This is a genomic window from Methylosinus sp. LW3 (genome assembly GCF_000527115.1).
Classification (GTDB): domain Bacteria; phylum Pseudomonadota; class Alphaproteobacteria; order Rhizobiales; family Beijerinckiaceae; genus Methylosinus.
Map to the genome: position 1 here is coordinate 1,727,015 of NZ_AZUO01000001.1, position 23,277 is coordinate 1,750,291.

The 23,277-nt window shown below is 62.8% G+C and carries 24 protein-coding genes and 1 tRNA gene; 15 read left to right on the forward strand and 10 right to left on the reverse strand.

Annotated elements, in window-relative coordinates; all coding sequences use genetic code 11:
- The first annotated feature begins 4 nt into the window (after positions 1–4).
- The 11 genes from nuoI (at position 5) to METLW3_RS0108780 (ending at position 9,871) form a co-directional block, all read left to right on the forward strand.
- Positions 5–493 carry an NADH-quinone oxidoreductase subunit NuoI gene (nuoI, locus tag METLW3_RS0108730; RefSeq protein ID WP_024879553.1) on the forward strand — a complete coding sequence of 163 codons (489 nt, stop codon included), beginning with the start codon at positions 5–7 and terminating at the stop codon, positions 491–493.
- Positions 494–542: 49 nt separating this feature from the next.
- Positions 543–1,145, forward strand: a complete 603-nt coding sequence (locus METLW3_RS0108735; RefSeq protein ID WP_024879554.1) for an NADH-quinone oxidoreductase subunit J — start codon at positions 543–545, stop codon at positions 1,143–1,145.
- Between the two features lie 13 nt (positions 1,146–1,158).
- Positions 1,159–1,467 carry an NADH-quinone oxidoreductase subunit NuoK gene (gene nuoK, locus METLW3_RS0108740; RefSeq protein ID WP_018265958.1) on the forward strand — a complete coding sequence of 103 codons (309 nt, stop codon included), beginning with the start codon at positions 1,159–1,161 and terminating at the stop codon, positions 1,465–1,467.
- Between the two features lie 6 nt (positions 1,468–1,473).
- Positions 1,474–3,519: an NADH-quinone oxidoreductase subunit L gene (gene nuoL, locus METLW3_RS0108745; protein WP_024879555.1), complete on the forward strand. Its 2,046-nt coding sequence runs from the start codon at positions 1,474–1,476 to the stop codon at positions 3,517–3,519.
- Positions 3,519–5,030, forward strand: coding sequence for an NADH-quinone oxidoreductase subunit M (locus tag METLW3_RS0108750; RefSeq protein ID WP_024879556.1), 1,512 nt, complete (start codon positions 3,519–3,521; stop codon positions 5,028–5,030). Before nuoL ends, METLW3_RS0108750 begins: the two co-directional genes overlap by 1 nt.
- 13 nt (positions 5,031–5,043) lie before the next feature.
- Entirely contained in the window at positions 5,044–6,477 is a 1,434-nt protein-coding gene (gene nuoN, locus METLW3_RS0108755; RefSeq protein WP_024879557.1) for an NADH-quinone oxidoreductase subunit NuoN, read from the forward strand.
- 5 nt (positions 6,478–6,482) lie between these two features.
- Positions 6,483–7,286, forward strand: coding sequence for a biotin--[acetyl-CoA-carboxylase] ligase (locus METLW3_RS0108760; protein WP_024879558.1), 804 nt, complete (start codon positions 6,483–6,485; stop codon positions 7,284–7,286).
- Entirely contained in the window at positions 7,283–8,953 is a 1,671-nt protein-coding gene (locus METLW3_RS0108765; RefSeq protein ID WP_024879559.1) for a ribonuclease J, read from the forward strand. Before METLW3_RS0108760 ends, METLW3_RS0108765 begins: the two co-directional genes overlap by 4 nt.
- Before the next feature lie 40 nt (positions 8,954–8,993).
- Positions 8,994–9,398 carry a methylmalonyl-CoA epimerase gene (mce, locus tag METLW3_RS0108770; RefSeq protein WP_024879560.1) on the forward strand — a complete coding sequence of 135 codons (405 nt, stop codon included), beginning with the start codon at positions 8,994–8,996 and terminating at the stop codon, positions 9,396–9,398.
- Positions 9,399–9,445: 47 nt separating this feature from the next.
- The gene (locus METLW3_RS0108775; protein ID WP_024879561.1) at positions 9,446–9,679 is read left to right on the forward strand and encodes a DUF1467 family protein; all 234 of its coding nucleotides are present in this window, start codon (positions 9,446–9,448) and stop codon (positions 9,677–9,679) included.
- Between the two features lie 116 nt (positions 9,680–9,795).
- Positions 9,796–9,871: transfer RNA gene (locus tag METLW3_RS0108780), tRNA-Lys, on the forward strand.
- A 126-nt stretch (positions 9,872–9,997) separates the two neighbouring features.
- On the opposite strand, the gene METLW3_RS28775 is transcribed toward METLW3_RS0108780, so the two are convergent.
- From METLW3_RS28775 to METLW3_RS0108795, 3 genes are all read right to left on the reverse strand, one after another.
- Complete coding sequence (locus METLW3_RS28775) at positions 9,998–10,249, reverse strand: hypothetical protein (RefSeq protein ID WP_024879562.1); 252 nt, start codon at positions 10,247–10,249, stop codon at positions 9,998–10,000.
- 87 nt (positions 10,250–10,336) lie between these two features.
- Positions 10,337–10,684, reverse strand: a complete 348-nt coding sequence (locus METLW3_RS0108790) for a hypothetical protein (RefSeq protein WP_024879563.1) — start codon at positions 10,682–10,684, stop codon at positions 10,337–10,339.
- Positions 10,685–10,813: 129 nt separating this feature from the next.
- Positions 10,814–13,066: a hypothetical protein gene (locus METLW3_RS0108795; protein ID WP_198022757.1), complete on the reverse strand. Its 2,253-nt coding sequence runs from the start codon at positions 13,064–13,066 to the stop codon at positions 10,814–10,816.
- A 120-nt stretch (positions 13,067–13,186) separates the two neighbouring features.
- Between METLW3_RS0108795 and METLW3_RS28780 the strand changes: the two genes are divergently transcribed.
- Positions 13,187–13,546: a hypothetical protein gene (locus METLW3_RS28780; protein ID WP_198022758.1), complete on the forward strand. Its 360-nt coding sequence runs from the start codon at positions 13,187–13,189 to the stop codon at positions 13,544–13,546.
- A 302-nt stretch (positions 13,547–13,848) separates the two neighbouring features.
- Here the strand turns inward: METLW3_RS28780 and METLW3_RS28180 are convergent, their stop codons facing one another.
- The 4 genes from METLW3_RS28180 to METLW3_RS0108825 all read right to left on the reverse strand — a co-directional run bounded on the left by METLW3_RS28180 (position 13,849) and on the right by METLW3_RS0108825 (position 15,961).
- Positions 13,849–14,169, reverse strand: a complete 321-nt coding sequence (locus METLW3_RS28180; RefSeq protein WP_157516544.1) for a hypothetical protein — start codon at positions 14,167–14,169, stop codon at positions 13,849–13,851.
- Positions 14,170–14,343: 174 nt separating this feature from the next.
- A complete protein-coding gene (locus METLW3_RS0108815; RefSeq protein WP_157516545.1) occupies positions 14,344–14,712 on the reverse strand; it encodes a hypothetical protein in 369 nt (122 codons plus the stop codon).
- Positions 14,713–14,798: 86 nt separating this feature from the next.
- Positions 14,799–15,455, reverse strand: coding sequence for a hypothetical protein (locus METLW3_RS28185; RefSeq protein ID WP_157516546.1), 657 nt, complete (start codon positions 15,453–15,455; stop codon positions 14,799–14,801).
- 2 nt (positions 15,456–15,457) lie between these two features.
- A complete protein-coding gene (locus METLW3_RS0108825) occupies positions 15,458–15,961 on the reverse strand; it encodes a hypothetical protein (RefSeq protein ID WP_024879570.1) in 504 nt (167 codons plus the stop codon).
- 136 nt (positions 15,962–16,097) lie between these two features.
- On the opposite strand from METLW3_RS0108825, the gene METLW3_RS0108830 reads away from it, so the two are divergent.
- Genes METLW3_RS0108830 through METLW3_RS0108840 form a run of 3 tightly spaced genes read left to right on the forward strand, consistent with a single transcriptional unit; the run spans position 16,098 to position 17,034 of the window.
- The gene (locus METLW3_RS0108830; protein ID WP_157516547.1) at positions 16,098–16,547 is read left to right on the forward strand and encodes a hypothetical protein; all 450 of its coding nucleotides are present in this window, start codon (positions 16,098–16,100) and stop codon (positions 16,545–16,547) included.
- A complete protein-coding gene (locus METLW3_RS0108835) occupies positions 16,544–16,804 on the forward strand; it encodes a hypothetical protein (RefSeq protein WP_024879572.1) in 261 nt (86 codons plus the stop codon). The genes METLW3_RS0108830 and METLW3_RS0108835 overlap by 4 nt, the downstream gene beginning before the upstream one ends.
- On the forward strand, positions 16,801–17,034 hold the full coding sequence (locus METLW3_RS0108840) for a hypothetical protein (RefSeq protein WP_024879573.1): 234 nt from the start codon (positions 16,801–16,803) through the stop codon (positions 17,032–17,034). Before METLW3_RS0108835 ends, METLW3_RS0108840 begins: the two co-directional genes overlap by 4 nt.
- Positions 17,035–17,711: 677 nt before the next feature.
- Here the strand turns inward: METLW3_RS0108840 and METLW3_RS0108845 are convergent.
- The 3 genes from METLW3_RS0108845 to METLW3_RS0108855 all read right to left on the reverse strand — a co-directional run bounded on the left by METLW3_RS0108845 (position 17,712) and on the right by METLW3_RS0108855 (position 22,485).
- On the reverse strand, positions 17,712–20,831 hold the full coding sequence (locus tag METLW3_RS0108845; RefSeq protein ID WP_157516548.1) for a hypothetical protein: 3,120 nt from the start codon (positions 20,829–20,831) through the stop codon (positions 17,712–17,714).
- Entirely contained in the window at positions 20,828–21,052 is a 225-nt protein-coding gene (locus METLW3_RS0108850; RefSeq protein WP_024879575.1) for a helix-turn-helix domain-containing protein, read from the reverse strand. Before METLW3_RS0108850 ends, METLW3_RS0108845 begins: the two co-directional genes overlap by 4 nt.
- Before the next feature lie 173 nt (positions 21,053–21,225).
- Positions 21,226–22,485, reverse strand: a complete 1,260-nt coding sequence (locus METLW3_RS0108855) for a site-specific integrase (protein ID WP_024879576.1) — start codon at positions 22,483–22,485, stop codon at positions 21,226–21,228.
- Positions 22,486–23,277: the final 792 nt, after the last annotated feature.

Here is a 23,277-nt window from a genome sequence, read left to right on the forward strand (position 1 = left end):
CGTCATGAAGCTCGATCAAGCGGCCAAGTCGCTCTTCCTCACCGAGTTCATCGCGGCCTTCTTTTTGTCGATGCGCTACTTCTTCAAGCCGAAGGCGACGCTCAACTATCCGCATGAGAAGAACCCGATCTCGCCGCGCTTTCGCGGCGAGCATGCGCTGCGCCGCTATCCCAATGGCGAGGAGCGTTGCATCGCCTGCAAGCTCTGCGAGGCGATCTGCCCCGCGCAGGCCATCACCATCGAGGCGGGTCCGCGCCGCAATGACGGCACCCGCCGCACGACGCGCTACGACATCGACATGGTGAAATGCATCTATTGCGGCTTCTGCCAGGAGGCCTGCCCGGTGGACGCCATCGTCGAGGGGCCGAACCAGGAGTTCGCCGTCGAGACGCGCGAGGAACTCTACTACAATAAGGAGCGCCTGCTCGAGAATGGCGCCCGCTGGGAGCGCGAGATCGCGCGCAACATCGCGCTCGACGCCCCTTATCGCTGAAAAGGCGCGAGAGCCGGACGCAACGAGACGCTCGAGAGAGGACGACAAAGTGGCTGTGGCATTCTTCTATCTTTTCTCGGCGGTGCTGATCGCATCGGCTTTCGCGGTGATCGTCTCGCGCAATCCGGTTCATTCGGTGCTCTTTCTCATCCTCGCCTTCGTCAATGGCGCGGGGCTCTTCCTGCTCGCCGGGGCCGAATTCCTCGCCATGATCCTCGTCGTCGTCTATGTCGGCGCGGTCGCTGTGCTGTTCCTCTTCGTGGTGATGATGCTGGACGTCGATTTCGCCGAGCTGCGCCAGGGCTTCAGCAAGCATCTGCCGGTCGGGGCCGCCGTCGGGGCCGTGGTGCTCGGCGAGCTCGGCCTCGTCGCGCTCGGCTGGCAGAGCGCGCCCGGCGCGAAAGAGGCCGCCGCAGCGCCGATCATCGCTGGCGTGTCCAACACGGCGGCGCTCGGCCAAGTGCTCTACACGAAATATTTCCTGTTCTTCCAGGCTTCGGCGCTGGTGCTGCTCACCGCCATGATCGGCGCGATCGTGCTGACGCTGCATCACCGTCCCGGCGTCAAGCGTCAGAAGATCGAGGAGCAGAACGCGCGCACGCGCGACAATGTCATCGAGATCAAGAAAGTGCCCTCGCGGGCGGGCGTCTGAGGGGATCGCAGCAATGGTCGTCGACCTCACCCATTATCTCGTCGTCTCGGCGATCGTGTTCACGCTCGGCGTCGCCGGCATCATCCTCAACCGCAAGAACATCATCATCATCTTGATGTCGGTCGAGCTGATCCTCCTCGCAGTGAACATCAACCTCGTGGCCTTCTCGGCCTCGCTCGGCGATCTGACCGGCCAGGTCTTCGCTCTGTTCATCCTCACGGTGGCGGCGGCGGAGGCGGCCATCGGCCTCGCCATTCTCGTCACCTATTTCCGCAACCGCGGCACGATCGCGGTCGAGGACATCAACTCTCTGAAGGGCTGAGCGCCGATGATCCAAGCAATCGTCTTTCTGCCGCTCATCGGCTTTCTCATCGCGGGCATTTTCGGACGGCGCATCGGCGCGCGCGCGTCCGAGCTCGTGACGACGACGCTGCTGTTCATCGCCTGCGGCTTTTCCTGGATCGAGTTTTTCGATGTCGCGCTCGGCCATGGCCATGCGAGCGCGCCGGTGCTCGCCAATTGGTTCACCTCGGGCAAGCTCAGCGTCGATTGGGCCTTGCGCGTCGACTCGCTGACCGCGGTGATGCTCGTCGTCGTCACCAGCGTCTCCGCTCTCGTGCATTTCTACTCGATCGGATACATGCACGAAGATCCGGATCGTCCGCGCTTCTTCGCCTATCTGTCGCTCTTCACCTTCGCCATGCTGTCGCTGGTGACGGCCGATAATCTCGTGCAGATGTTCTTCGGCTGGGAGGGCGTCGGTCTCGCCTCCTACCTCCTCATCGGCTTCTGGTATCAGAAGCCTTCGGCCAACGCCGCGGCCATCAAGGCCTTCGTCGTCAACCGCGTCGGCGATTTCGGCTTCGCGCTCGGCATTTTCCTCATCTTCCAGCTCACGCAATCCTTGAGCTTCGAGCAGGTGTTCGCCGCGGTTCCCGGCATAGCGGGCCATAAGATTCATGTGTTCGGCGCCGATTTCGACGCGCTGACGCTGGCGACCTTCCTGCTCTTCATCGGCGCGATGGGCAAATCCGCGCAATTCCTGCTGCACACCTGGCTGCCGGACGCGATGGAAGGCCCGACCCCGGTCTCCGCGCTCATCCATGCCGCGACAATGGTGACCGCGGGCGTGTTCATGGTCGCGCGCCTGTCGCCGATCTTCGAATATGCGCCGGACACGCTCGCTTTCGTCACGCTGATCGGCGCGATCACCGCCTTTTTCGCAGCGACGATCGGCCTCGTGCAGAACGACATCAAGCGCGTCATCGCCTATTCGACCTGCTCGCAGCTCGGCTATATGTTCGTGGCGGAAGGCGTCGGCGCCTATTCGCTCGGCGTGTTCCATCTCTTCACCCACGCCTTCTTCAAGGCGCTGCTGTTCCTGGGCGCCGGCTCGGTCATCCATGCGATGCATCACGAGCAGGACATGCGGAACATGGGTGGGCTGTGGAACAAGATTCCCTTCACCTTCGCCATGATGACGATCGGCACTCTGGCGCTGACCGGCGTCGGCATTCCGGGGACGGAGTTCGGCTTCGCCGGCTTCTTCTCCAAGGACGCCATCATCGAGGCGGCCTTCGCCGCCGGCGAGCATCGCAGCGTCGCTTATCTCGCCTTCGTCTCGACGGTGGTCGCGGCGGGCCTCACCTCCTTCTATTCCTGGCGTCTCGTCTTCATGACCTTCTTCGGCAAAGCGAAGGAGTCGCATGCGGACGCTCATGCCGCGCATGGCCACGACGATCACGCGCATGCGGACGCCCATGGCCACGACGATCATGCCCATGACGATCATGGCCACGGCCATCATGCGCCGCACGAGTCGCCGATCGTCATGCTGGTCCCGCTCGCTGTTCTGGCGGTGGGCGCGGTGGCGGCGGGCGCCGTGTTCATGGGCGATTTCGCCGGCCATGGCTATGACGAGTTCTGGAAGGGCGCGCTCTATACCGGCCACGACAATCACATTCTCCATGCCATGCATGAGATCCCGCATTGGGTGTCCTATGCCGCGACGGTGATGATGATCCTCGGCTTCCTCGGCGCTTTCTTCGTCTATCAGCTGGCGCCGGGCACGGCGCAGAAGATCGCGCACGCCTTCCCGCGGCTCTACCGCTTCCTGCTCAACAAATGGTATTTCGACGAGCTCTATGACGCGATCTTCGTGCGTCCCGCCTTCGCGCTCGGTCGGCTACTGTGGAAGGGCGGCGACGGCCGCATCATCGACGGGCTCGGCCCCGACGGCATTGCGGCGCGCGTCGTCGACGGCGCTCGCCTCGCGGTGAAGCTGCAGACCGGCTATGTCTATCACTACGCCTTCGCCATGCTGATCGGCGTCGCGGCGGTCGTCACCTGGTTCGTCGCAGGAGGTCTGCGCTGATGTTCGGCTTCGGCATTCTCACCGGCCTCACTTTTCTGCCGCTGGTCGGCGCGGCCTTCATCCTCACGCTGAAGGGCGAGAGCGAGGCGACGCTTCGCAACGCCAAATGGGCGGCGCTGCTGACGACGATCGTCGTCTTCCTGCTTTCGCTCGTCGTCTGGGGGCGTTTCGACACGGCGAGCGCCGCTTTCCAACTCGTCGAGGAGAGGGCCTGGTTCGGCGCCGGCCTCACCTATAAAATGGGCGTGGACGGCTTCTCCATTCCCTTCGTGCTGCTGACGACCTTCCTGACGCCCTTCGCCATTCTCGCCTCCTGGGAGTCGGTGAAGTTTCGGCTGAAGGAATATCTCGTCGCCTTCCTCGTCCTGGAGACGTTGATGATCGGCGTGTTCTGCGCGCTCGATCTCGTGCTCTTCTATCTCTTCTTCGAGGGCGGCCTCATTCCGATGTTCCTCATCATCGGCATTTGGGGCGGCAAGCGGCGCGTCTATGCGAGCTTCAAATTCTTCCTCTACACGCTCGCCGGCTCGCTGCTGATGCTCATCGCCATTCTGGCGATCTACGGCAAGACGGGCACGACGGACATCGCCATTCTGCTCGAGACGAAATTCCCGCCGTCGATGCAGATCTGGCTGTGGCTCGCCTTCTTCGCCTCTTTCGCGGTGAAGATGCCGATGTGGCCGGTCCACACTTGGCTACCGGACGCCCACGTCGAGGCGCCGACCGCGGGCTCGGTGATCCTGGCGGCGATCCTTCTGAAAATGGGCGGCTATGGCTTCATCCGCTTTTCGCTGCCCATGTTCCCGGACGCGTCGGCCTATTTCGCGCCGCTCGTCTATGCGCTGTCGGTGATCGCGGTCATCTACACCTCGCTGGTCGCGCTGGTGCAGGAGGACATAAAGAAGCTCATCGCCTATTCGTCGATAGCGCATATGGGCTTCGTCACAATGGGCCTGTTCACGCTGACGACGCAGGGCGTGCAGGGCGCCATGTTCCTGATGATCTCGCATGGCTTCGTCTCCGGCGCGCTCTTCCTCTGCGTCGGCGTCATCTATGACCGCATGCATACGCGCGAGATCGCGGCCTATGGCGGCCTCGTCAATCGCATGCCGCTCTACGCCGTGACCTTCATGATCTTCACCATGGCGAATGTCGGCCTGCCGGGCACGTCCGGCTTCGTCGGCGAGTTTCTGACGCTCACCGGGGCGTTCGTCGCCAATAGCTGGGTGGCGTTGTTCGCGACCTCGGGCGTCGTGCTGTCGGCGGCTTACGCGCTGTATCTCTACCGTCGCGTGGTCTTCGGCGCGCTCGAGAAGCCGTCGCTGCAGACGATCAGCGATCTCTCGGCGCGAGAGCTCGTCCTGTTCGTGCCGCTGATCGCGCTCACCCTCTATTACGGCGTGCGGCCGCAGCCGATCATCGACGCCTCGGCGGCCGCCGTCGCCAATCTCCTGCAATCTCACACGGCCCTGGCCAATGCGGCGCATGTCGTCGCCCAGGCCGCTCAATGATCGGTCGCTGACGATGTCGTTCTCAACCGCCCTCGCGCATCACTTCCTGCCGGAAACCATCCTCGCCCTCGGCGTATTGGCGCTGATCCTCATCGGCGCCTGGCGCGGGACGCGCGCCTTCGGCCTCGTCAACGAGCTCGCGGCGGGGCTGCTCGGCCTCGCCATTCTGGCGCTGTTCTTCGGCCAGACCTCGGAAGCCTCGCTCTTCGAGGGCGCCTTCGTCGATGACGCTTTCGCGCGCTTCGTCAAAGTGCTGACGCTGGTCGGCTCGCTCGTCACCATATTGATGTCGCGCGATTATCTGCAGCGCGCCAAGCTCGGCAATTTCGAGTTTCCGGTGCTGGTGGTGCTGTCGACGATCGGCATGCTGCTGCTCGTCTCGGCGGATAATCTCATCGCGCTCTATCTCGGCATAGAGCTGATGTCGCTGGCGCTCTATGTCGTCGCCGCCTTCGATCGCGACGACGCCCGCGCCTCGGAAGCCGGCCTCAAATATTTCGTGCTCGGCGCTCTCTCCTCCGGCATGCTGCTCTATGGCGCCTCGCTGCTCTACGGCTTCTCGGGGACCATCTCCTTCGACGGCATCGCCAAGGCGATCACTGGCGCGCCGCCGCTCGGCGTGATCTTCGGCCTCGTCTTCGTGCTGGCCGGCCTCGCCTTCAAAATGTCCGCCGCGCCTTTCCATATGTGGACGCCGGACGTCTATGAGGGCGCGCCGACGCCGGTCACCGCCTTCTTCGCCTCGGCTCCGAAAATGGCCGCCGTGGCGATCACCGCGCGCATCATCTTCACGGCCTTTCCGGGCATTGTCGGGCAGTGGCAGCAGATCGTGATCTTCCTCGCCATCGCCTCCATGCTGCTCGGCTCCTTTGCGGCGATCGGCCAGACCAGCATCAAGCGCCTCATGGCCTATTCCTCGATCGGCCATATGGGCTTCGCCCTGGTCGGCCTCGCCGCGGGCAATGAGGCGGGCGTGCGCGGCGTCGCCATCTATCTCGCCATTTATCTGGTGATGACGCTCGGCGCCTTCGCCGCCATTTTGCAGATGCGCGTCGAGGGTCGTCCGGTCGAGAAGATCAGCGATCTCTCGGGCCTCTCCCGCAATAATGGGACGGCGGCCTTCTTCCTCGCCATGCTGATGTTCTCGCTCGCGGGCGTGCCGCCGCTCGCCGGCTTCTTCGCGAAATATTACGTGCTGCTGGCGGCGGTGGACGCCGGGCTCTATCCGCTCGCCATCGTCGGCGTGCTGGCGAGCGCGATCTCCGCCTTCTATTATCTGCGCGTCGTCAAGGTGATCTATTTCGACGAGCCGGCTCCGGCCTTCGACCAATCGCCTCTGTCGCTGCGCGCGGTGCTCGCGGTTTCGACCGTGTTCCTGCTCGGCTTCTGGGTCTATCCGGCCCCCGTGGTGGAGGCCGCGACGGCTGCCGCCAAGTCGTTGTTCTGAGCCCGATGGAGGGCGCGAGGCTCGGCGACCACGCGCTCTCGCGCGGGGTCCGTCTCGAGATTTACGACGAAATCGACTCGACCAATGACGAAGCCAAGCGTCGCGCCGAGGCGGGCGACGCCGGTCCCTTGTGGATCGTCGCCGCGCGCCAGACCAAGGGCCGCGGCCGCCTCGGCCGCAGCTGGAGCTCGATGAGCGGAAATCTCCATGCGAGCCTGCTCGTCTCCGGCTTTGGGCCGGCGGCGCTCGCGCCGCAGCTCGGCTTCGCGGCCGGGCTCGCGACGATCGGCGCATTGATCGAGGCGACTGGCGCGGTCGATCGGCTCGCGTTGAAATGGCCGAATGACGTTCTGCTCGACGGCGAAAAGCTGGCGGGCATTCTTCTTGAGGGCGTCCAGCCTGCGGGGCAGGGGGCGCCCTTCGGCTGCGTCATCGGCATAGGGGTCAATTGCGTCGCCGCGCCGGCCGATCTGCCTTATCCGGCGAGCGATTTGTCGCGTTTGGGCGGCCCTGCGGCCGGCGCGCTCTTTGCTTTGCTCTCCGATAAAATGGTGGAGGCGCTCGCTCTCTGGGCGGGCGGCTCCGGCTTCGCCGCGCTTCGCGAGCGCTGGCTCGGCCATGCGGCGGGATTGGGCGGGGAGATCGAGGCGCGTCTTCCACGCGAGACGGTCTCCGGACTATTCGAGACCATAGACGCCGACGGACGCCTGATTATTTCCACCCGCAGCGGCCGTCGCGCCATAGAAGCGGGAGATATCTTCTTGCCGGCCCTCGCGGCGGCCCGGCCCGAGCCGGAGCGTGGCCGATGAACGAGGAAGTGAGCGAATTCGTCTTTGCCCCTTTGGGCGGTCTCGGCGAGATCGGCATGAACGCCGCTCTCTATGGTTTCGGCCCGCCCAAGACGCGCAAATGGCTGATGGTCGATTGCGGCCTCGCCTTTCCCGGCCCGGAGCTGCCGGGCGTCGATCTGCTGATGCCGGACGTCACTTTCGTCGAGAAGATCCGCCGCGATCTCGTCGGGCTGGTGATCACCCACGCCCATGAGGACCACATCGGAGCGCTCTCCTTCCTCTGGCCCAAGCTCGGCTGCACCGTCTATGCGACGCGTTTCGCCGCGAGCCTGCTGGAGGCGCGCCGTCTGCAGGAGGCGGGCGCGCCCAATATCAAGGTCGTCACCGTGGCGACGGGCCAGCGTCTCGATATCGGTCCCTTCGACGTCGAATTCGTCGCCGTCGCGCATTCGATCCCGGAGGCCAATGCGCTCGCGATCCGCACGCCGCTCGGCCTCGCCATTCATACGGGCGACTGGAAGATCGACCCCGAGCCCGGCGTCGGCCATCGCATCGACACGGCGCGGCTGACCGCTCTCGGCGACGAGGGCGTCGATGCGCTCATCTGCGATTCCACCAATATTCTGCGCGAGGGCGACAGCTTCTCGGAAAGCGACGTGGCGCAGACGCTGCGCAAGCTCATCGGCGACGCCAAGGAGCGCGTGCTGGTGACGACCTTCGCCTCCAATGTCGCGCGCATTCGCGCCGTGGCGGAGGCGGCGCAGGCGGCCGGCCGCAGCGTCGTCGTCGCCGGCCGCGCCATGGAGCGCGTCATTCAGGTCTCGCGCGAATGCGGCTTTCTCGACGGCCTGCCGCCATTTCTCTCGCTCGACATGTTCACGGCCCTGCCGCGCGACAAAATCGTGGTGCTGGCGACCGGCAGTCAGGGCGAGCCGCGCGCCGCCATGGCCCGCGTCGCCGAGAAAGAGCATCCGGTCATCAAGCTCGTCTCCGGCGATACGGTCATCTTTTCCTCGCGCGCCATTCCGGGCAACACGCGCGAGGTGCATCGCGTCGTCAACAAGCTCTGCGACCAGGGCGTCGAGGTCATCACCGATCACGACCATCTCGTCCATTGCTCCGGCCATCCGCGTCGCGGCGAGGTCGCCCAGCTCTATGATTGGGTGCGGCCGCGCATATCGGTGCCGGCGCATGGCGAGGGGCATCATCTTTCCGTCCATGCGGCATTCGCCAAGGCGCGCGGGGTGGAGCGCACCATCGGCGCCCGCAATGGCGACATTGTGCGGCTGTTTCCGGGGGAGCCCGGCGTGGTCGGCAAGGCGCCGACGGGGCGCCTGCTCAAGGACGGCGACGTGCTCGTCTCGGAGGATGACGGCGCCGTGCGCGAGCGCGCGCGGCTGAGCTTCTCCGGCGTGGTGTCGCTGGCGCTCGCCATCGACAAGCGCGGCGATCTCGTCGGCGATCCCGATGTGCTGATCTCCGGCCTGCCCAAGAAGGGCCGCGACGGCGTGGATATGGGCGAGGTGGTGGATGACGCCATCTTCCGCACCTTCGACAATCTGCCACGGCCGAAGCGGCGGGATTTCGACGCCGCGGCGACGGCGGTCGAGCGCGCCGTGCGAGCCAGCGTCAATGCGGTGTGGGGCAAGAAACCGCAAGTGCATGTATTGATCATCGAGGCGTGATGACGCATTTAGGTCTCTGGAGAAATTTCAGGGAAACGTCATGATCGGACGCTTGAATCATGTGGCCATCGCCGTCTCGGACCTCGCGGCGGCGACGGCGACATATAAAAATACGCTCGGCGCCAAGGTCTCCGAGCCGGAGTCTCTTCCCGAGCACGGCGTCACGGTCGTCTTCGTCGAGCTGCCCAACACCAAGATCGAGCTGCTGCAGCCGCTCGGCGAAGGATCGCCGATCGCCGGCTTCGTCGCCAAAAATCCGGCCGGCGGAATTCATCATCTCTGCTATGAGGTGGATGATATTCTAACGGCGCGCGACCAGCTGAAAGCCTCCGGCGCGCGCGTGCTGGGCGATGGCGAGCCGAAGATCGGCGCCCATGGCAAGCCGGTGCTCTTCCTGCATCCGAAGGATTTCAACGGGGCCTTGGTCGAGCTCGAGCAGGCCTGAATGAGCGAGGGCCAACAGGCCCGGCGCGAGGTCGAGGAGCGCGGATTTTGCCATTTACGACGCCGCTCGCCGTAGCGATCTACCTCACGATATGGTGGATCGTGCTGTTCGCGATCCTTCCTTTCGGCGTCCGCTCCTCGGAAGAGGAGGACGACACGCCGACGGGAGGGGATCCGGGCGCGCCCGTGGCCCCCAAGCTGTGGATCAAGGCTGTTGTGACGACGATCGTCTCGGCGATCTTGTTCTGGCTCTTCGTGCTCTATGTGAAATGGATGGCCTGAGGAGCGATCCGCTCGAGCCGGGGTTGACCGGCCCCTCGCCAACAGGTAGGGGTCGAGCCGCCGGGGTCACGACGAACCGCGCGGGCTCGCCCTGCGATTCGAAGCGGCATTCCAGCGAGCGCGTAGCTCAGTCGGTAGAGCATCTGACTTTTAATCAGAGGGTCATGGGTTCGAGTCCCATCGCGCTCACCAAATCAAATCAATGACTTGGTGGAATGGTTCGGCGGCTCCAGCAAGGGCGTGTAGAACCCACATAGAACCGGAAAGGTGATGTCGTCGAGGAAGGGCAACTCGCCTTTCTCGCATCGACACGGACTCCTATTTGCCGAGAATCGCAGGCACCCGCTCGAGCGCGACCTGTCGGAATCTCCCGCACTCGCGCTCGTAGGCTTCCCGCGTCCGAGCCTCGAGCGGCCCGGGGAGCGGCGCGCCCAATTCCATGCCTCGGAGCGTGAATCCACAAAAGAAGGCCCGAGACACCTGGTCCTCGTCCCGAATGCGCGGCGTTGCTCCGATGACGCCGCCGGCGACAAACGCGACCGAAACCAGTCCTAAAATTTTCCACAACATGCTTCGTTCCTAAATTTATGGCGGGCGCTTAGCGCCATGCCGCGCATCTCTTGCCCGACTGGCAACAACCTAGCGCGATGGCGGCCCCTAAAACGAAAAGGAGTCCGGACTGCGACGGGCTTCCCGTCGATTTTTGCGCGGGAACGGAATGATGACCGGGTTAAGCACGATGTCGTCGACATCGCCCACTTCGATGACTTCGACCTCAGGGTCGTCGAATGGATCGAAGTCGCCAAGCGGGTCGAATGGATCGAAGTGGGCGACGACGACTTCGCGCTCGGGCCGGACGCCACCTCGCCACATGCCGGCGCTCGCACGTAATAGGCTGTGCGGCCTAGGCCGCCCGAACCGACCAGCATCGGGGAGCGGCGTAGCGCTCGCGGTCATCTTGCCGGGGTTAAAAAAATCCGGAATCAAGTAAATGATGTCGGCCATGGTGCTTCCCCCTATGCGGTCGAAGCATCATGGCGTAACAAAGCTTACTGTCAAGCTAAAAATGCAACCAAAAGATGTAGTTAGCCGTGACTACGTAGTCACTATGTAGTCACGGCGCGTAGTCAAAACTTACGGACTGCGCCGCTCTGCCTCGGATTGGCGCTTGTTGTTACCGGCGATAGCCTCGCGTATTACGACGTGAACATAATCCTTCGTGACCTCGGGCTTAATCACGAGTCCGGGCGCATAATTGTGGACAGTCACCGGCGGCGCTTCGACTTTCGTCTCCGGCGCGCTCATTTGCAGGATTGTCGGCTGTGCGTTCGCCACGGCAGCCGGCGCGGCGAGCGTCATACTCGCCAGTCCTCCGAGACCGGCCCCGACGCCCTTCAGCGCCGCCCGCAACTGGCCAGCCGGCCCGGCCGGGACTACCATTTCGCCGGGGTGGACCAGCGCTGGAAAACCGCCTTTCCCGTCGACGTTGGCGCTCTTGCCGACTTCCCAAGCGCCGACGTCGAAGGAAGGAAGCGCGCCGCCGAGGCTGGAGCCGATACCGCCGAGCCCTCGGAAAATCGACGCGATGAACGAGCTGGCCGACGAAAGGAACGATTTCAAAAGCCCTCCCATTGCGTCGAGCACGCTCGAGAACATCGATTTGACGCCTTCGAAAGCCTGCCCCATCGTGCCCTGCAGGCCGTTCGCGACACCTTCGGTCGGCTTCGTCAGCCCGTCGGCTATCTCCTTGCCGACCGCTTGTGATTTCGTGGCCGCTCCGGTCAGAAAACTTTCAAACGAGGTCGCTTGCGTCGCCGCCCATTCGGCGGCGCGCTTTGTGACACCGTTCAGGACCGTTTGCTCGATCGATTGGAGCGCGGCCCGCAAGACGTCATGCAGCTTTTGCGTGCCCTGAATCACTCCCACGAGAGACGAGGAAACCGATTGCGTGATTTGCTGAAAAACCGACTCCCACTTCGCTTGCGTCGCCTCGGCGGCATGGAATTCCGTCTGTTGCACAGTCGCCGCATGGTGGGTTTCGAGCGCCTGAATCTTGTTCAAGATTTGCTGCCGCTGCGCCGGCTTCTGGCCCTCTATATCCAGCTCCTTTTGGAGAAGCGCGCGCTCGGCCTCATACTCTTCGTCGATCGCCTTGCGGATGAACGCGGTCTTCTCCTCTTCGGAGATTTGCTTCATTCTCGCTTCGTGCTCGAAAAGCGCCTTCTTTTGCTCGAGACCGCCACGGAGCGCTTCGATCTCGCCTTGCACGCGCGCACGCTCTGCCGCTGCGGCTTCAGCCGCCCCACGGCTACCGCCTTTCCCGCCGGCTCCGCTAGACGACTCGTCGTAACCCTCATATCGCTTGCGAGACGTGCCGGCCGCGCCGCTGCCCAGCGCCGACGGCGGCATTGGCGGGCCTTCTTCCTCGGTTCCGATTTTCGCATGACGATACCGGCCGAATACGTCTTCGAACGGCTTGCCGCCTGCCTCATGCGCCATGCCGAGCGACGATTTCATTAACGCGATCGTGCCCGCCAATTGGCTCGCGGCCTTTTCGAAGACGGCCGAAAGTTCGCTCGCCTTCACGATCGCGTCAGACAATACCCCGACGATGGAATACCATCCGAGCTTGATTTGGGCGATAGGGTCTTCCATCGCCTGCATCGCATTCAAGAATTTGCCGTTTGCGATCTCGGCGGCCTGCTCTATCGCCTGGCGTAGTTCCTGTGCATGTTTGGCCGCCCCGTCCTGAATCGCGACGCCAGCCTCTTTCGCCGCGTCGCGAAAGGCGGCCATCTCGGTTTGGCCTCGCATGATAGGTTCGAACAGCTTCTGGCCGGTATCGTCGCCGAAGAGCGCCTTGGCGAGGTCGAGTCCTTCTTCGCGAGGCAGGGCGCGAATCTTTTGCGAAATGATATCGATGAACTCGCCCGCGCTCTTTGCACGATCGGCGACTTTCAAAAACCCCTCGTCGAATTTCTCGAGCGCGTCTTTCACGGCGCCGGCGTTGCGGCGATATTGCGCAAATTGCTCCGCGCCATTCTTCAGAGCCTCGGTCGAGTGGGCAGCGTCGACGCCGAATTTGGCGAAGGTGATTTGGGCGCCCTTCAGCTCATTGACGCTGACTCCAATGCGATCGGTCGCCTCGGCGAACTCGGCGAGTTGCGTTTGCGCGACGTGCGCCAGATACGCGCCGAGACCGGCGGTCGCAAGCGACGCCGCGGCGAGGGTTGCCGGAAGGACGCCAATCGTTCCGACCAGATATTTCAGCGGATTCACGACACGATCGATATTCGGCCCGCTCAGACTCGTATTGTCCCAAAGAAAGCCCGCGACGTTATCGAGTTGCCGATTTACGCGAACCGCCTCGGATTCGATAGCGCGCAATCCGCCGGTCGCAGTGCCGACATTGGCGAGGTGGCCCGTCGCTTTCTCCGCGCCATTGGCGATAGACTGAAATGTCCGCCCCAGGTCTTCGCCAGCGCGCGACGACTTCGAAAATTCGCTTTGCAGCGTATCGGAGAAGCCGGCGACTCGATTTCGCGCTTTCTCCAGCGCCGCATCGAGATCGCCAGTACCGGCGCTGATATTTATGAGCAGATCGGGAGAAGACGCAGTGGTCATGTGCCGGCCCTCCTAGTTTTTCGTTTGCCCTTTGGCGTCGAGCATCGCCCGCGCCAGTTCCATGACGTGAGCGGCCGCTCGAGCAGCGCCGACCGGATGACTTCCCGCGAACGTAACTTCAAGGAGCGACTGCTCGAGTCGTTCCGCATATGCGGGGTCGGGAAAATCGAACAAGGCCTGCGCCGTCATCTCGACGACTCGAGCGCAATTCGCCTCCACATATTCCTCGGGCGACAGCATTAGACGGCCACCCCCGTTCCCGAGTGGAGCCAATTTCCGGCGCCGTCGCTGACGATCTCGACTCCCAAAGTCGAATCGAAAATCCTTTGGCTCGACAGCGCATGCAGTGGACGCTCGGCCGTCGGATGTCCGTTTCGAGCGAGTGCGACCCACCCATAACCGGACACCAGAACCTCAGCATCGAAGTCGGGAATATCGATGAAAGAGCCGGCCGCGCACGAGTATCTTCGGCCGCGAATGGTCGCGGGATTGACCTTGGTCTGTCCAGGGGCGATACGCCAGGTTGAGTAAGTCATGTGGACTCCTTACGCGGGCGCGCCAGTCGTTTTCACGACCCACTGGCCCGGCTGCCCATTGACGCCGCGATTGAAAATAATGATGTGTCCGATCGTCGAATCATAAACGGTTCGGCCGAATTCCGGATTCACCGGGCGCTTGTCGGATGTGACGACTTCCTTCGCCAGCACGATCCATCGATATCCCGACACGAGAATCTCAGCGTCGGAATACAAGACGTTTATCGACTGCCCTTCTGGACAGGCGTAAAGTCGCCCACGAACGTGGACGGGATTGAACTTCGAATTAAGTCCGGGCGACACGCGCCAAAGCCCGTATTGCATGCTCAACCCCTCTCGTTCAGAAACCGTTCGATGGCAGCTTGCGCATCGGGCGCTATCTTTCGGTCACGCAGCAGAATGCGAGTCGCTTCGCCTCGTTTCAGTGCTCGAGCGCGTGCATTGCGCGTCGCCATGCGGCCGGCTTTCGTCGCTGCTTCGCAGCGCTGCCGCTGCCATCCGTTCTCAGCCATTGCCGCCTCGCAGTTTCTGCAGTGCGGCTTTGCGCACGTCATCGACTGCGGACACGTACGGCTTCGTGTCATGGTCCGTCCCGGCGCCGAAAACAGCGTTGTTCGCAGCGTCGCAGATTTTCTCGACGATCATCGCCGCAGCGTCGGCGGGCGAGATTTCGAAAACGGTTGCGTGCTTGCGCAAGCCGGTCGAAGTCGGACCGTACAGAGCCCCGCGGAGCAGGCCGTCGACGACGACCGCCAATCTGGCCGGCGATCTTTCTGCGATCGATCTCGTCGCTTCGGCCTTCAGTCGCGGCATGGCTTCGATTGCCGCTCCCATTGCTGCTTTTTGCAGTTCTCTCTTTGTGACTGTCCGCATTTTTCCTCCCCGTACCATGGGCGCCACAGGGACTCGTAGGTCGCGGTTACATCCGCCGTCGACCTACGAGTCCCCGCCGCCATCGATCACGCGCGCAACTGAGCGACCGTGGTTTCGAGTTCCGTTCGGAGAGCATGCCGCTGGCGATCGTCGTGCGGGATATCGCGCCGCACCTGAACAGCGTCGATTATGACGTTCGCCCGCTGCGCCAATGCCGGCTTTCGCTGGCTGACGAACTGGTCGCGAAGCTGGCCGAGTGCATCCCGCCAAGCATCGAGTCGGGCCATTGCCGCAACAGCCGCGTCATGCGCTGCGATTGCTGCGGCGAAGTCGGCCTCGGCGCGCCCGGCGAGGATATCGAGCGCGACGCGATCGATCTCATGACTCAAGCCGCCATAGATTCGGCTGTACTCTTCGGCGGCGGCCGCCAATGCGGCGCTCGCGGCCCGCTGCTCCTCGATGAGATCGCCTACGTCGGCCAACTCCGCACGCAGCGCTTTGCGCCGATCGCGATCCGGCTGCGGAGGAGGAGCCGAGCGCTCGCCGCGGACCCACTCCTGAACGGCCGCCGCTTCGGCCTCGGCGAGCGCCGCCAGTTCGCGCTCGATTCGTGCCTTTTTCGTCAAGCCGTCTTCTCCGGCCGGCCGAAGCGCCTGGTGTAGCTCCGCAGATTCGGCCGAAAGGGCGCGGCGCTTCGCCTTCAATTCGGCCAAAGCGTCCTCGGCTTTGAGTTCGGTGGTCATGCTTAGTCCTTCCGGTATTTGTCGATGATCGTCAGAAATCTCGGGTTTCGCAGAATGGCCGCGCGGCGGAGCTGCGCAATTCTCGGCGAAAGGTCATCGCCGATCGGAAGCGCTCGCAATTTCGCGAGTGCTTTTTCGAAGCCGGCCGGATCGTTGGAATCGACTGCCTCCAGCGCCTCGGTCGTATAGAGGTCCGCTCGGACGTCGGCAGAGAGGTCTTTCCGCATGCTATCGCGGGCTTCCGCGATAGCCGCGCCCCACTTCTGCAGGCTATCGCGGGCTTCCGCGATCCGCCGTCCATTTTCTTCGATGCGCGCGCGGGTCTTATGAACGCTCTCTTTGAGATCGGCGAGCTCTTGCGCGACCTTCTCCAAGTCCTCATTGAACTTTTTGGCGTGGTCGAACGGCTCCGGCATTTTGTAGACCGCGCCTTTGCTCAAACCATCGCCGGCGATCGGGCAAATGGTCTCCCCTCGGTCGATTTTGATCGGATCTTTTTGGCCCATGTTGCGCGCTCATAGTCTAGGTAGACAGGCTGCAAGTTACAGCCAAGTCAATCCGTCTTGCTTACTTTTTGAGATTGGCATACTATTTACGGAACGTCTAACGTAGCTGTACAGTAAATACGCGAGGAATACGGAGATGTCCGATTCAGCTTCAGAGCCAAAGTGGATGATCGGACAGGGCCGGCCTCCCGGCGCGCGAAATAAGCGTGCGCGGACGCTGGAGCGGCTTATCGATGACAACCTCGAGGATGTCCTCGAGAGCATGATCGCTGCGGCCAAGGGCGGCGATAGCGCCGCGGCGAAGTTGGTCGTCGGCCTTCGAAGGCCGCCGGCACGTGACCGCACACTGGCGTTGAAGCTTCACACGCTCGGGTCGCCGGCCGACGCGACCAGAACGGCCATCGAGATCGGGCAGGCCATGCTCGCGGGCCGTTGCACGCCGAAAGAGGCTGACGACGCCGTTGCAGTCCTCGAGCGCATTACCCGCGTTGCCGCCGCCGGCGAAATTGAAGAGCGGCTGGCGACGCTCGAGCGTCTGGCGTTGAAGAGCGCCGCGGCCGGCAAACTTAGCTGGAATGATTTATGAGCTCGGTCGCGCTGCGCAGGCGGTTGGCCGCCCTAGAGGCCGTATTGGGTGATCAGGCGGGGCGCCAGGCGGCTTCCGCGGAATATGACGCCTTGGTTGCCGAACTTAACGCGGCCGTCCAGGGGGCGAAGCAGCGCGCCGAGGCCGACGACAAGGCTCGGCGTGAGGCAGGCGAGCCGCGGTCGATTGCGAGCCTGGTCGAGCGCGACGCCGAGTTTGGATTCGAGCTTGGCCGTATCGCATGGAGGATTTTATGAGCAACCAACGTCGAAGACTGCTCCGGGACGTTCGCGCGCTGCGAAACGAAGTCGCGGAGATCGGTGCGCAGCGCGACCTGCAGGCCGAAGTCAGCCGCTTGCGGGCGCGGATGGCCCGCACTATCGGCGCCGACGAAGAGGCGCGAAGGTGGCAGGATCCGGCTTGGCAGGCCAAGGCCTTCGGCCAAGCGGAATGGAATATCGAGAATCGGGCGGCGCGGACGGCCTAGAGATCGGGCCGGCGATCCGAACCCACGCCAGGCTTGATAGCCCGCCTCGGACGCGCATCCGAGGCGGGCTTTTTCATACCCAAATTGTCAAGTTGGTTCCATATTGGTTCTACGTGCCGGGGTGAAACTGTGGAAGCGGTTCGGCTTGCCATTGTTTCAACATGTGAAATCGGCGTGGTTCGGACGGTCGACTCTCTGATAGGAGATCAGAGTCCCGGCCAAATGGTCGAGCGCGCCGGGGGGCTACACCCCAAAGCCGAACCAGCCCTAACTATGGCGCGGCCGCTGTGGTTTCGCGGGGTATGTGCGGGGAATGTGCGGGGAATGCCAAATTGATTCCCCGCATTCCACAGCATTGAAAATAGTCATGTTTTAATAGGTCTGCGGGGAATGCGGGGAATCTTTGTGTATGTACGCGACCCTCTTGTTACACAGCTTGACCATACGAACCGTAGAGTCGGAACTCGAATTAATCCGTACGGTCTAGTTGTGCAGAGTGGGGGGGGGTGCTCAGACACAAAGATTCCCCGCATTCCCTGCTCTTGTCTTAAAACATGCGTGCTTTCAATGTCTTGGTTTGCGGGGAATCAATTTGGCGTTCCCCGCACATTCCCCGCAAACCAAAACGGCCGCGCCATGGGTGGGGCGCGGCCGTGCAGACAAGCGGACGCTTTGGTTTAGCCGACCTCCTCGACTTTCCATACCGCGACCGCCTTCGCGTGCTTATCCTCGCCTGCCTTCACGATGCGGTAGCGAACCTCGCCTTCAGTCCAATTGTCCCGCCGTTTGCGGAGGAAAAGCCCGAGGCGATGACTAACGTCGCGAATCTCTCGGCCTGAGAAGGTATCGACGATGGTTTGCGCCGCGCCCTTACGCTCCGGAGTCGCTGCCCCCTGCGCGGCGAGATCGTCGCCCGTCGCCTCTCGAGCGCTGCGCGTTAGGCTCCACACCTTCGCCGCGACCTCGCCGGCCTTGAACTCTTCCCCGCCACAGATCAGGCGCAGTGCCTTGGCGACGTTCGCGTGCTCTTGCGCGGAAGGGTCGTCACGCTTCAGTTGGTCTGACGTTGCAGCCGGATCTGCTCCGACGGCGAACATGACCGCCTCGCGAACCACGCGGCTCCAATTGACATAGTTCTCGGTCGGCTTCAGGTCGCCGTGCGGCCTGTGGAGCGCATTCGCGCGCAGGAGCGTAAGGACCGCCGATAGAAGCCGCCCGCGAGCCTCCACTGAGCGCAGGACCGCCGCGACGGTCGCCGCCGCCTCCGCCTGCTTCCAGCAGCGCTTCTCAGCAGCATATCGGTCCAGGCGCCCCACAAGGCAGCGCCGCACCATATCGGCTGCAACCTGTACGTTGTTCCCCGTCGCCGCCCAGATGAAAGCCGTCGGGTCTACCTCGACGTCATCGCCGAGCCTGCCGAACGGGCGCAGCCGAACCGACGTCGAGTTGGTCGTCAGCGTGCGAAAATCCTCGGGGTTCGGCATGTTTCCACCAGGCACGTCGTCGAGCATGACCGCGCCGGCGCCGCCGCCAATGGCGAGTGAATTGATGCGCTTGCCGATTTCGCTATCTGCGTCGCGCCGATCACCTGCAGTACCGCAAGGTAGGACATGTGGGTTGATTCCGGACCCGATGCGAGCAAGCGCCGCTACAGCATAGCTCTTTCCTGTTCCGTAGGCTGGCGCATCGATTATGTGAACCGGCGCCAATCCGAAGGCCGGTTTCGCGACCGTCGAGAAAAGCCAACTCGTCAAGACGGCCTCTCCGGCCGCGTCTGCGTAGGGGAACGCGGCGATAAAGTTATGCACGATCTTTTTGGCTTCGGCGACGACTGGCCCGTCGACGCTCAACTCTTCGTCGGGCGGAATTTCGACGAATGGTTCCAATTCGCCGAGATCGATAAACGTCGCGGCGCTTGCGTGGTAGCCGTTCTCTGCCAGGACCGCCCCGCCCCGAGATAGGGACGGCGACGACATGCAGTTGCGCAGATTTTGCAGCACTGCGTCCTGGTACCCGCCGCAGATTTCAGACTCGGCGATTAGCAACGCAGTGTGCGGAAATTTCACCTGCTTCCATCCGCACTGGTCGTGACGTGTATCGAACTCCGCAGCGTTCACCCCATTGGCGCGCATCCATTTCGTAGTCTTCAGCTTATCGACACGCCCGCGTGCCCCGGCCGTGACCGAGATTTCCAGCCCGTCGGGAGAAAGCGTCCCGCCGTCATGGCCGCCTTCTATTTCGACGCGCTCCCACACATGAACCACCTCGCGGATCATTGCATGTAGCGCATGTTGGTCGAGCGCAGCGGGTCGGACGCCCTCACCCCCGGCGAGTGAACTCGCGTCGAATCCGCCGACGTCGGCGGATTCGGGAAGCGGCTCCACACCCCCCGCCGCACGTAGGGCAACGACGGCGCCGGAACGTCGAAACAGCGCGCCGTCGTTTGCACGACAGAAAAGTCTGGCCGCAAGCGTTCCGAGACGACGCTCGGCCATATCGCCGTCGAGCGCGATATGATTGACGTCCCGCTTCGCGTCCCACGCCATGCGCGCCATTGTCGCCGCCTTTCTTCCCTTTCCCGGCGCGAATGCGCGGCTCAACTTTCCGTCGACAGGTGCGTTGAGGCTGTAGCCTTCGGCGGGAACTGCGGCCTTCGCCAGCAACGCCTCGCTGCGAACGATCTTCAACAACCATCCGGCCTCACCACGGCCCGTGCGGACGCCGTTCGGGAATGAGTGGTAAGCGGCGTTCCAATCGTCTGTCACCGCGAAGACTCTGTCGCAGGCTTCTTGCAGGTCGAGTAGGCCGAGCTTGAAGACCTTGTCCGTTCGCAGGCCGGCCAAATAGCTGTCATCGCCGCGCCCCGTCCCGCCCGGCCGGTCGAGTTCCTTCACTGCTCGCTCGAATTCCGCGCAGCCGCCTTGGCGCACTGCCTCGAGTTTCTCCGCCGACAAGGTAGCGAGATCGAAGTGGCCGACTCCAGGGATATCGATGGTCGTCGTCGTCGTTTCTAGCGGTTCGACCTCGGCCCGCTCGCGTGCGGCGCGTCGCTCGAAACCGAATCGCTTCATCACTGAATCGACGCGCACGACAAGCGCGTCGGGATCGATAAGCGGAAGGTCAGCGAGCGCCACGTCGCGTAAGTCGCGGCCATCCCATTGATAGTGTCGTCCTGTTTTTTCATGAACGCCGAGCGCGACGAACTGCTTTCCGGCTCCGAGCAGCTGGACGATATGTTTCTGGCCCGCTGCGTTCTCGTATCGAAGATCGCGGCTCGCGAGCGGCTTCGCTGTCCGAATTGGTGCGAGCCATTTCGGCGGCTGTCCGACTCTGACGAGCCAATCAGCCCCGACTAGCTCCCACTGCAGGGCGCCGGAAATCGTCTCGTCCGTGACGTCCGCGTCGAGCCCGAGGAGGTAGCCGGCACCTTCCGCGCCGGCCCCGCACTGGACGCCTAGGGCGTCGCCGCAGAAGGCGTTCCATCGCCGAGCGCCGATCGAGAGTTTCTGCCATCCGCCGCCGTTGTGCGCGGGGTTCTTTCCGCGGCAAGAGATCGGCGTGTAGCCGTTCGCCGCGAGCGTGTCGAAGCTGCCGAGGCGCCCGAGCGTTTCGAACGCGATATCAGCAGTCGAGAATCGCGCCACTGCGTGAATTGCAGCTAAGCTGGCGGCAAAGGCCGATTTATCAGCTTGTCGATGCTGCGTCGTTTGGATATTTTCCATGGCGCACCCTGAACAAAGATATGGAAACCCCGCCGGTTCGCCCCCGGCGGGGTTTTCGTTTTGTGTGAGGATCATTCTGCGGCGACCGCCTGCGAAGTCGACGCGACGACGCGCGAGTTCATCCACTTCAGCAGGGCTTCGCGGGGATAGCGGATCGATCGGCCGAATTTTGCATAGGCCGGCCCGCCGCCTTTGACTCTCCAAGCCGCGAGCGTGATCTTCGAGACGCCGAGAAGAGCGCCAGCGTCATCGGGTGTCAGCCACTCGGACGCCAGGGCGGAAATGTCGTGAGTCATTGCAACCTCGGATCAAAAAGCCCGAGGCGCGCATAAGCGTTACCTAAGCATCTCGATTTCGCGGAAAGTCCCTGCAATTGCAGCATAATTCGCGTCACCGAGTCCCTTTGGCGCTAAAGAGCGCGCCGAAGAGCGACGATCGAAGGCTACCGCCTTTTCGGCGTTGCGCAATATCATTCGATATCGATTGCGGAATTTTTCTCGTCCTGCCGCATTCCAAGACGCTCCGCGACAGTGCTCGACACAAGTTCCGCAGCTTTTCGTAGTGGATCGTCGGCCAAGTGCGCGTAACGCTGCGTCGTCGCACTCTGAGAGTGCCCGAGCAACTTTCCAATGATCGGGAGGGCGAGACCGGCTCCCGCTCCCGCGCTGGCGAAAGAGTGGCGAAGATCGTGAATGCGGACGTCTTCGAGGCCTGCGGCCTTGCGCACGCGCGCCCACGGGCGTTTTAGATCGGCCCGAGGCGTGTCGTCTTTGGCGCCGGCGATGACGTAGGCGCCGACGCGCGGAAGCGACTCCAGCACCCGCAGGGCAGGGGCGCCGACGGCGACGGCCTTCTTTCCGGTCTTGCTATCCGCGAGAAACAGAATCCCGCGTTCGAAGTCGACGTGCGACCATTGCAGGTTCAATATTTCGCCGAGCCGGCAGCCGGTCAACAGCAAGAGCCGAATCGCGCCGGCTGCGAAAGGGTCGAGCTTTTCCCTGCGGTTCTCAGGCTTCGGGGCGTTTTTCGCCTTCGCCTTTGTCTCGTCTATTCCCCAGGGCAGGCCGATCGTCTCGCCTTCGGCCAGCACTGCGCCGAGCTTTTCCAGCTCGGCGACCGACAGGAACCGCTCGCGACCTTCTTCCCGATTTCTGGCGACCTCACTCCCTGCCGCGGGATTGAAGCCTTTCGGTGCGTGTCCGTGTTTCGCCGCCCAAGCGAACAGCGCCGACAAAGTCGCCAGGACGCGATTTGCGGTCGTCTTGCGGTCGCCGAGCGCGCGAACGATCTTCGCCACGTCGGACGTCGACAGGTCGGCGACGCCGATCTTTCCAAACTTGGGCAAGACGTAGGAATTGAGCAGCCGCTCGTATTCCGCATGGCTCTTCGGCTTCAGCGTGCGTTTCGCGTCTTTAAGGTACTCCTTCGACGCCTCGGCGAGCGACAGAGCCTCTCGTTTCGCCGCGCGGGCCTTTGCCGGGTCTTCGCCTCTTTGGACGGCTGCAATCACCTGTCGGGCTTCCTCACGCAGCTCGTCAGGTGTCCGAGCCCCGACGCGCCCGATCGTCACCGTACGCGACGTCCCGCGCGTCTTGTACTTTATGACGAAGCTCTTGCCCGTCGGTCGCACCTGCAGGTAGAGGCCGCGCAATTCGCCGTCGGCAATCCATTTCTCGCCCCGCTCGGGCGCGGCGACGCTATCGACAAAGCGCTTCGTGAGCTTGGGCATTTTGTAGAACCGTTGTAGAACCGACGAAAACGATTGGCCGATTTCGACTAGGATCATAAATTACAAAAATGCAATGTCAACAGTATCTTAGATAGTGATAGATATCGGCGCATATTCAACGATATGCTGTTACATCTGACTTTTAATCAGAGGGTCATGGGTTCGAGTCCCATCGCGCTCACCACAATAGCAAAGACATAGAGATCCGCCCCGCTGGGGCGTCGCCGCTATTCTCGGCTAGCCTCGTCGAAGCGTCCCAGACGAGGGGAGGATCGGCGGCCGCCGTAGCAGCGAAATGGCCATCCCCCGAATCGCTTCGGCTCGAGGCCGTCACATCCCTTCGGCGAGCGTGACTCTCGCCTTTCGCGTCTGCTGCCGATGAGACATCGCCTCTCCTGCAATCGGACAAGGGTATGGAAGTCGGCGTCCCGCTTCACTTGGACCGAGTGTTTCGGCTCTGATGGCGTTGATTTTCAACAAGGTGGTCCGGGCTCGCGCTGATTGACGCGCTTCTGTCGGGTCGTGATGATGTCTGAGACGACATTATTACGGATTCTCAGATGGCTTTACTGCGGACAGGACGACGATGGCGCGCTCGCGGAACATTCGCGGGCTCGATCGTCTGCCTGTTCGTGATCAAAAGCTTGTTTCTTGCCCTTTCTCCTGCATTCGTCATGCATGTCGTCGGCGGCGACCAGCTCGGCGCGTCATCGCCGCCGATCGTCGCGGCTTGCGGGACGCAGAGCGCCGACAAAGCCCCGACCGACGAGCGCGGAGATCATTCGGTCTGCT

Excerpts from the sequence above, each read along its gene's own strand:
- nuoI (WP_024879553.1), top strand. The coding sequence starts at position 5 with ATGAAGCTCGATCAAGCGGCCAAGTCGCTCTTCCTCACCGAGTTCATC.
- nuoK (WP_018265958.1), top strand. The coding sequence starts at position 1,159 with ATGGTCGTCGACCTCACCCATTATCTCGTCGTCTCGGCGATCGTGTTC.
- nuoL (WP_024879555.1), top strand. The coding sequence starts at position 1,474 with ATGATCCAAGCAATCGTCTTTCTGCCGCTCATCGGCTTTCTCATCGCG.
- METLW3_RS0108750 (WP_024879556.1), top strand. The coding sequence starts at position 3,519 with ATGTTCGGCTTCGGCATTCTCACCGGCCTCACTTTTCTGCCGCTGGTC.
- nuoN (WP_024879557.1), top strand. The coding sequence starts at position 5,044 with ATGTCGTTCTCAACCGCCCTCGCGCATCACTTCCTGCCGGAAACCATC.
- METLW3_RS0108760 (WP_024879558.1), top strand. The coding sequence starts at position 6,483 with ATGGAGGGCGCGAGGCTCGGCGACCACGCGCTCTCGCGCGGGGTCCGT.
- METLW3_RS0108765 (WP_024879559.1), top strand. The coding sequence starts at position 7,283 with ATGAACGAGGAAGTGAGCGAATTCGTCTTTGCCCCTTTGGGCGGTCTC.
- mce (WP_024879560.1), top strand. The coding sequence starts at position 8,994 with ATGATCGGACGCTTGAATCATGTGGCCATCGCCGTCTCGGACCTCGCG.
- METLW3_RS28775 (WP_024879562.1), bottom strand. The coding sequence starts at position 10,249 with ATGTTGTGGAAAATTTTAGGACTGGTTTCGGTCGCGTTTGTCGCCGGC.
- METLW3_RS0108790 (WP_024879563.1), bottom strand. The coding sequence starts at position 10,684 with ATGGCCGACATCATTTACTTGATTCCGGATTTTTTTAACCCCGGCAAG.
- METLW3_RS0108815 (WP_157516545.1), bottom strand. The coding sequence starts at position 14,712 with ATGCGGACAGTCACAAAGAGAGAACTGCAAAAAGCAGCAATGGGAGCG.
- METLW3_RS28185 (WP_157516546.1), bottom strand. The coding sequence starts at position 15,455 with ATGACCACCGAACTCAAAGCCGAGGACGCTTTGGCCGAATTGAAGGCG.
- METLW3_RS0108825 (WP_024879570.1), bottom strand. The coding sequence starts at position 15,961 with ATGGGCCAAAAAGATCCGATCAAAATCGACCGAGGGGAGACCATTTGC.
- METLW3_RS0108830 (WP_157516547.1), top strand. The coding sequence starts at position 16,098 with ATGTCCGATTCAGCTTCAGAGCCAAAGTGGATGATCGGACAGGGCCGG.
- METLW3_RS0108835 (WP_024879572.1), top strand. The coding sequence starts at position 16,544 with ATGAGCTCGGTCGCGCTGCGCAGGCGGTTGGCCGCCCTAGAGGCCGTA.
- METLW3_RS0108840 (WP_024879573.1), top strand. The coding sequence starts at position 16,801 with ATGAGCAACCAACGTCGAAGACTGCTCCGGGACGTTCGCGCGCTGCGA.
- METLW3_RS0108845 (WP_157516548.1), bottom strand. The coding sequence starts at position 20,831 with ATGATCCTCACACAAAACGAAAACCCCGCCGGGGGCGAACCGGCGGGG.
- METLW3_RS0108850 (WP_024879575.1), bottom strand. The coding sequence starts at position 21,052 with ATGACTCACGACATTTCCGCCCTGGCGTCCGAGTGGCTGACACCCGAT.
- METLW3_RS0108855 (WP_024879576.1), bottom strand. The coding sequence starts at position 22,485 with ATGCCCAAGCTCACGAAGCGCTTTGTCGATAGCGTCGCCGCGCCCGAG.